This window comes from Rhodococcus sp. YH3-3 (genome assembly GCF_001653035.1).
Taxonomy (GTDB): domain Bacteria; phylum Actinomycetota; class Actinomycetes; order Mycobacteriales; family Mycobacteriaceae; genus Rhodococcus_F; species Rhodococcus_F qingshengii.
Genome location: NZ_BCWH01000003.1, coordinates 718485 through 724716, shown reverse-complemented (window position 1 = coordinate 724716; position 6232 = coordinate 718485). Strand labels below are relative to the sequence as shown.

The window sequence follows — 6232 nt, the reverse complement described above, 5'->3', positions numbered from 1 at the left end:
GTCGCCCGGGCGTCCGCCGTCCCGTCTTGGACACCGCGGGTGCCGCGATTTCCACGACGTGCCGCTCGCCCGCAGCGTCGAGAACGACCTGCAGCTCGCTACCTGGCGCCCACTGCGCACCGCCGAGACCGTCGTACGCGCTCTGATCGATCTGGGTGCACCGCAGGTCTGTGACGATCCGGTTGCTGCGGTACGCGTGGTATCCGGCGACACCGTGCCCGTCCACCGCCAACCGGACTCGCGTGCGCCAACCCGTTCCGCCTCCGGTTCCGGGCAGTTCCTCTACCTCGACGTCCGATTCGACACGAGCCAGTCGCAGAAGCTGCTCCCGCACGACCGAGGTCTTCATCTCACGTTGGACGCTCAGATCCGCATGCGAGTAGTCGCAGCAGCCCGCCCCGCCCGGGCCGGAGATCGGGCACGTCGGATCGATCCGATGCGGAGAAGCGTCGAGAACGGTGATCGCGTCGGCGCGGCAAAACGATCCGCCCTTGTCCTCGGTCACCCGGACCAGCGCACGCTCCCCCGGCAAACCGTGACGGACGAACACGACCCGCCCCTCGTGCCGGGCGACGACGAACCCGCCGTGACCGGGGTTGCCCAGATCGACCTCGAAGGTCTGTCCGGTCCAATTCTCACTCAACGAACTACGCCTGCCATTTCGATGTTGCCGATCATTTTTCGCCGGTGATCATTTCTCGCCGGTGTCGTAACCGCGACGCGTGGCACCTGCGGTCTTCTCGATGTCGAGCGGCTTCGCCTTTGCCGACGAACTCAGCTGCCACGGAACGCTGGTCACCATCACGCCGGGCTGGAAAAGCAGACGACTCTTCAGACGAAGCGCGCTCTGATTGTGCAGGATCTGCTCCCACCAGTGTCCGACGACGTACTCGGGAATGAAGACGGTGACGACGTCACGCGGAGCATCGCGTCGTACACGCTTGACGTAATCGAGAACCGGCTTGGTGATTTCGCGGTACGGCGACTCGATCACCTTGAGCGGAACCGTCACGTCGCTCTTCTCCCACTCACGCACGAGTGCACGGGTGTCCGGCTCGTCGACGTTGACCGTGATGGCTTCGAGGGTGTCCGGTCGCGTTGCTCGCGCGTAGGCGAGAGCTCGCATCGTCGGCATGTGCAACTTCGAGACGAGCACGATCGAGTGCGTGCGGCTGGGCAGTACGCCGTCCCACTCCTGCTCCTCGAGCTCGGCTGCGACGCTGTCGTAGTGCTTGCGGATCATCTTCATCACGATGAAGATCGCGACCATCGCGACGATGGCGATCCATGCGCCGGCAGCGAACTTGGTGATCAGAACGATGATCAAGACGGTGGCGGTCATTGCCAGACCGATCGAATTGATCACTCGCGAGCGCTGCATACGGGCCCGTTGCGCCTTGTCGGTCTCGGACTTCAGATGCCGAGTCCAGTGCTTGATCATGCCCGTCTGGCTGAGCACGAACGAGACGAAGACGCCGACGATGTACAACTGGATGAGCTTGGTGACCTCGGCGCCGAACACCACGACGAATGCGATGGCAGCACCGGAGAGGAAGAGGATTCCGTTGCTGAATGCCAGTCGGTCGCCGCGCGTGTGCAGCTGACGCGGTAGGTACCGATCCTGCGCCAGGATCGATCCGAGTACCGGAAATCCGTTGAACGCGGTGTTCGCGGCCAGAACCAGGATCAGTGCCGTGACGATCGCCATGAAGAAGAAACCGATCGGGAAACCACTGAACACGGCTTCGGCGATCTGCGCGATCAAGGTCTTCTGATGGTAGCCCTCCGGCGCTCCGACCAGCTGTTCCTGCGGATTGTGTGCGTAGACGATGCCGATCTTCTGAGCCAGGATGATGATGCCCATCAGCAGGACGATGGCGATCGACCCGAGCAGCAGCAAGGTCGTGGCAGCGTTGCGCGACTTCGGCTTCTGGAACGCCGGTACGCCGTTGCTGATGGCCTCGACGCCGGTCAGTGCGGCACAGCCCGAGGAGAATGCGCGGGCGATCAGGAACGCGAAGGCAATTCCGTACAGATGCGAATCCTCGGCGTTGAGCGTGAACGACGACGATTCCGCGTGCACATCCTCGCCGAGGACGTAGATCCGGAAGAATCCCCACCCGAGCATCAGGAACATGCCGACGATGAATGCGTAGGTCGGAATTGCGAACGCGGTCCCCGATTCACGGATACCGCGAAGGTTGACCGCGGTCAGCAACACGATCGCCGCAACTGCGAACAACACCTTGTGCTGCGCGACGAACGGTAGCGCCGAGCCGATGTTCGACGCCGCCGACGAGATCGACACGGCGACCGTCAGCACGTAGTCGACCATCAGCGCACTACCGACGGTCAGACCGGCGGTCGGGCCGAGGTTGACCGTCGCGACCTCGTAGTCGCCGCCACCGGAGGGGTATGCGTGGACGTTCTGGCGGTAGCTCGCCACCACCACAGCCATGACGATGGCGACGGACAATCCGATCCAGGGGGTGTACGCATACGCGGAAATACCCGCGACGGAGAGAACCAGGAAGATTTCTTCGGGGGCATACGCGACGGACGACATCGCGTCGGACGCGAAGACCGGTAGTGCAATTCGCTTGGGTAGCAGCGTGTGCCCGAGTTTGTCGCTTCGGAACGGCCGACCGAGCAGGAGCCGCTTGGTAGCGGTCGAGAGCTTAGACACGTGCAAAGCGTAAGCCGTCTCGCCCGATTCGGAGTCATCAGAGCCCCAACTTCACCTTTTGTCGTGACAACCGGCACGCGGGCGACCGTTGTACTTGCTCTTCCCGTGAGGGGCTGTACCGTTCGATTCGGCGTGCAATCGCGCCATGAGGGTCCATGAACGGAGTAGGGCGTGTATGTCGTCATCATGGGGTGCGGTCGAGTGGGTTCTTCCCTCGCCGCGTCTCTGACCAGGATCGGACATGAGGTCGCCGTCATCGACCGCGATCAGAGTGCGTTTCTGCGTCTCGATCTCGACTTCCCGGGAACCAAGGTTCTGGGAATGGGGTTCGACCGTGACGTGCTGGTCCGGGCGGGAATCGAGCGGGCCGACGCCTTTGCCGCGGTGTCCTCGGGAGACAATTCCAACATCATCGCAGCGCGAGTTGCACGCGAGACTTTCGGCGTCGAACGCGTCGTCGCACGTATTTACGACGCCAAGCGTGCCGCCGTTTACGAGCGACTCGGCATTCCCACGGTCGCCACCGTGCCGTGGTCGACGGATCGTTTCCTGCACACGTTGACCAAGGAAAGTCAGACTGCGAAGTGGCGCGATCCTTCGGGCACTGTCGCCATCACCGAACTTGCCCTGCACGAGGATTGGGCGGGCAAGCCGATCGCGCTCCTCGAGGGCGCGACCAGTTCGAGAGTCGCCTTCATCATCCGCTTCGGGACCGGCATTCTCCCCGACCGCAAGACTGTCATCCAGGCCGACGATCAGGTCTACATCGCCGCCGTGTCGGGAACCGTCGCCGAAGCTGTCGCACTGGCCGGCAACCCGCCGCCGAGCGACGACTGAGGGAGGCCGCAGATGAATGATCCGTACGCCGTCCCCCACAACAAGACTGCGACTGTGTTGCACTACAACGTGATTGGAAGTTCTCGATGAAGGTCGCCATCGCCGGAGCCGGCGCCGTAGGCCGTTCCATTGCGCGAGAGCTGATTCGAAGCTCACATGACGTCATGCTGATCGAACGCAAACTCGATCACATCGAACCGGAGTCGGTGCCCGAGGCGAAGTGGGTGCACGCGGACGCCTGCGAACTCAGCAGACTCGAGGACGCGTCGATGGAGTCGTACGAGGTCGTGATTGCCGCGACCGGAGACGACAAGGCAAACCTGGTCCTCAGTCTGCTCGCGAAAACCGAGTTCGGTGTTCGCCGAGTTGTCGCCCGCGTCAACGATCCCCGCAACGAGTGGCTCTTCGACGAGTCCTGGGGCGTGGACGTCGCCGTCTCGACACCGCGGATGCTCGCTTCGCTCGTCGAAGAGGCCGTCTCGGTCGGTGACCTGGTCAAACTGATGACACTGCGGCAGGGACAGGCCAACCTCGTCGAGATCACGTTGCCCGACAACACACCTCTTGCCGGAAAAGCCGTCAAGAAACTCGAACTTCCGCGAGACTGCGCACTGGTCACCATCCTGCGTGGCGGACGCGTGATCGTCCCGCAGATGGACGATCCCATCGAAGGCGGGGACGAACTGCTCTTCGTTGCGGCCGTCGACGCCGAGGATCAGTTGCGCGTTGCACTCCGCCTGGAGAATTGACCGACGAACACACTGACGACGAAAGGGAATCACATGGCACAAGCGCCCGAAAACACCGTAGTCACCGACAATCCGGCCCAGAGCCGGTACGAGATCCATGCCGACGGCGACCTCGCCGGGATCGAGGACTACACCACCTCCGGTGACGTCGTCTCGTTAAACCACACCGAGATCTACCCCGCCTTCGAAGGTTTCGGATTGGCCGGGGTTCTCGTCCGCCAGGCTCTGGACGACCTACGAGCACGCGGCCTCAAGGTTCACCCGGTGTGCCCGTACGTCGTGAAGTTCCTCGACAAGCACCCCGAGTACCAGGACCTGATCAGCTGAGATCGCGGTCTTCGCGCGGCTTCGTCAGATTCACCGAGCCCACCTCTTCGGACCCTGCGTCCGTTGCGGTGGGCTCGCTGCTTTCGGGCTCCACAACCGGTTCAGGCTCGACGATGCGATCGGCCTTACGCACAGCCCAGACCGTCACGAGCAGCACCAAACCGGTCAACGGCCAACCCATGCCGATACGCGCGACTGCGAGCCATCCGGTGTGGTCGGTGTCGTAGAGCTGTGACTGAACGAGATACCGCGCACCGAAGACCAACGCCCACGCCGCCGTCGCGACGTCGTAGAGCCGGACGGCGGAGCTGTGCTTGCGCCAGAGATTGCCGTGCCCGTTGAGATAGCCCCAGATGATTCCGACGAGGGGCCAGCGCACGAGGATCGAAATCAGGAAGACCGCACCGTAGGCGAGGCTCGTGTAGATACCGAAGAGGAAATATCCTTTGGCGTCGCCGGTGCGGTAGGCGATGAATGCGGAAACTCCGACTCCGAGAAAACCGGAAATAGCGGGTTGGAGGGAATCCTTGCGGAAGAGGCGCCAGGCCGCGATAGCGACAGCGACGCCCAATGCGGCCCAGATTGCCGCGGTGAGATTCCAGATGCTGTTGACCGGGACAAAAATCAGAATCGGCAAAGACGAATAGATCAGACCACTCAGCCCGCCGAGTTGGTCGATTACCGATCGCTGTTGTGTTTCAGTCACCTGTCGAGGGTGCCACAGTCACCGAGTTGCACGGTAAATGCGGGAAACGCGCCTATTCGCCGCGCAGTTCGTAGTAAGGGTTGAAGATCGCCTTGCGACCGTCACGCTCGCCCACACGACCGCGGATCAGCAGGGTCTTACCGGTCTCGATTCCCGGGATCCGGCGACGCCCGATCCAGACGAGATTGATCACCTCGGTGCCATCGAAGAACTCGGCCTCGATGCTGGCATTTCCCGACTTGGGACACGCGTCGACGCTGCGGAGTCGGCCCACCATCGTGACTTCTTCACCGCGACGACAATCGCATGCCTTCTGACCTCCGGAAGCCTTGTTGGACTCGGCCATCTCCTGGGCGTCCAACTGGTCGACGTCCTCGGTCAGACGCTGGGTCAGTCGACGAAAATATCCTGCGGCGGCGGGTGCCATTGCGCGCTCCTGCGAACATGTGCGACGCAAGGGTTTCGCGTCACGTGAAGGGCTGTGTGATCGCCACTGTAGACCCATTACGAGCGTGTAACCACACCGGTCAGTCCGCGTCTCGGGGGCACCGGGCAAGATCAAGAGATGCAGAACTCGGAATCGGCGACCGTTGCCGTCGTTCTCCCAGGTACAGGCTCTGACGCCCACTTCGCGGACCGCGCATTCCGGGCGCCGCTGGAGGCTCTGGGTGTGCGCATCGTCGCAATTGAACCGGACCCTCGGCGTGTCGTGGACGGCTATCTGGACGCGATGGACAGAGCCGCGGACACGCACGGCCGAATCATCGTCGGAGGGGTCTCGATCGGAGCGGCCGTTGCACTCCAGTGGGCCGCCGACAATCCCGATCGAACCGTGAGTGTGTTGGCAGCGCTTCCGGCCTGGACGGGCTCGGCCGACGACGCCCCCGCAGCAGCGAGCGCGCGGTTCACCGCCGGGCAACTGCGCTC

At 62.9% G+C, this 6232-nt stretch carries 8 protein-coding genes; 4 read left to right on the top strand and 4 right to left on the bottom strand.

The window, feature by feature from the left end; genetic code table 11:
* A partial coding sequence (locus tag YH3_RS36910) for a TRAM domain-containing protein (protein WP_371595644.1) occupies positions 1-643 on the bottom strand: 643 nt, incomplete at its 3' end.
* A gap of 48 nt (positions 644-691) precedes the next feature.
* Positions 692-2686: an APC family permease gene (locus tag YH3_RS28655; protein ID WP_007732857.1), complete on the bottom strand. Its 1995-nt coding sequence runs from the start codon at positions 2684-2686 to the stop codon at positions 692-694.
* Between the two features lie 171 nt (positions 2687-2857).
* On the opposite strand from YH3_RS28655, the gene YH3_RS28650 reads away from it, so the two are divergent.
* From YH3_RS28650 to YH3_RS28640, 3 genes are all read left to right on the top strand, one after another.
* Positions 2858-3523: a TrkA family potassium uptake protein gene (locus tag YH3_RS28650; RefSeq protein WP_003942587.1), complete on the top strand. Its 666-nt coding sequence runs from the start codon at positions 2858-2860 to the stop codon at positions 3521-3523.
* Positions 3524-3609: 86 nt separating this feature from the next.
* Positions 3610-4272, top strand: coding sequence for a TrkA family potassium uptake protein (locus YH3_RS28645; RefSeq protein ID WP_003942632.1), 663 nt, complete (start codon positions 3610-3612; stop codon positions 4270-4272).
* Positions 4273-4305: 33 nt separating this feature from the next.
* The gene (locus YH3_RS28640) at positions 4306-4599 is read left to right on the top strand and encodes a GNAT family N-acetyltransferase (RefSeq protein ID WP_064444541.1); all 294 of its coding nucleotides are present in this window, start codon (positions 4306-4308) and stop codon (positions 4597-4599) included.
* On the opposite strand, the gene YH3_RS28635 is transcribed toward YH3_RS28640, so the two are convergent.
* Complete coding sequence (locus YH3_RS28635) at positions 4592-5305, bottom strand: DUF3159 domain-containing protein (protein WP_003942611.1); 714 nt, start codon at positions 5303-5305, stop codon at positions 4592-4594. The two genes, YH3_RS28640 and YH3_RS28635, sit on opposite strands and share 8 nt — an antisense overlap.
* Before the next feature lie 52 nt (positions 5306-5357).
* Positions 5358-5732, bottom strand: a complete 375-nt coding sequence (locus YH3_RS28630; protein ID WP_003942613.1) for an OB-fold nucleic acid binding domain-containing protein — start codon at positions 5730-5732, stop codon at positions 5358-5360.
* 138 nt (positions 5733-5870) lie between these two features.
* Here YH3_RS28630 and YH3_RS28625 point away from each other — a divergent pair.
* On the top strand, positions 5871-6232 hold a 362-nt coding region (locus YH3_RS28625; RefSeq protein ID WP_371595536.1), incomplete at its 3' end, for an alpha/beta fold hydrolase.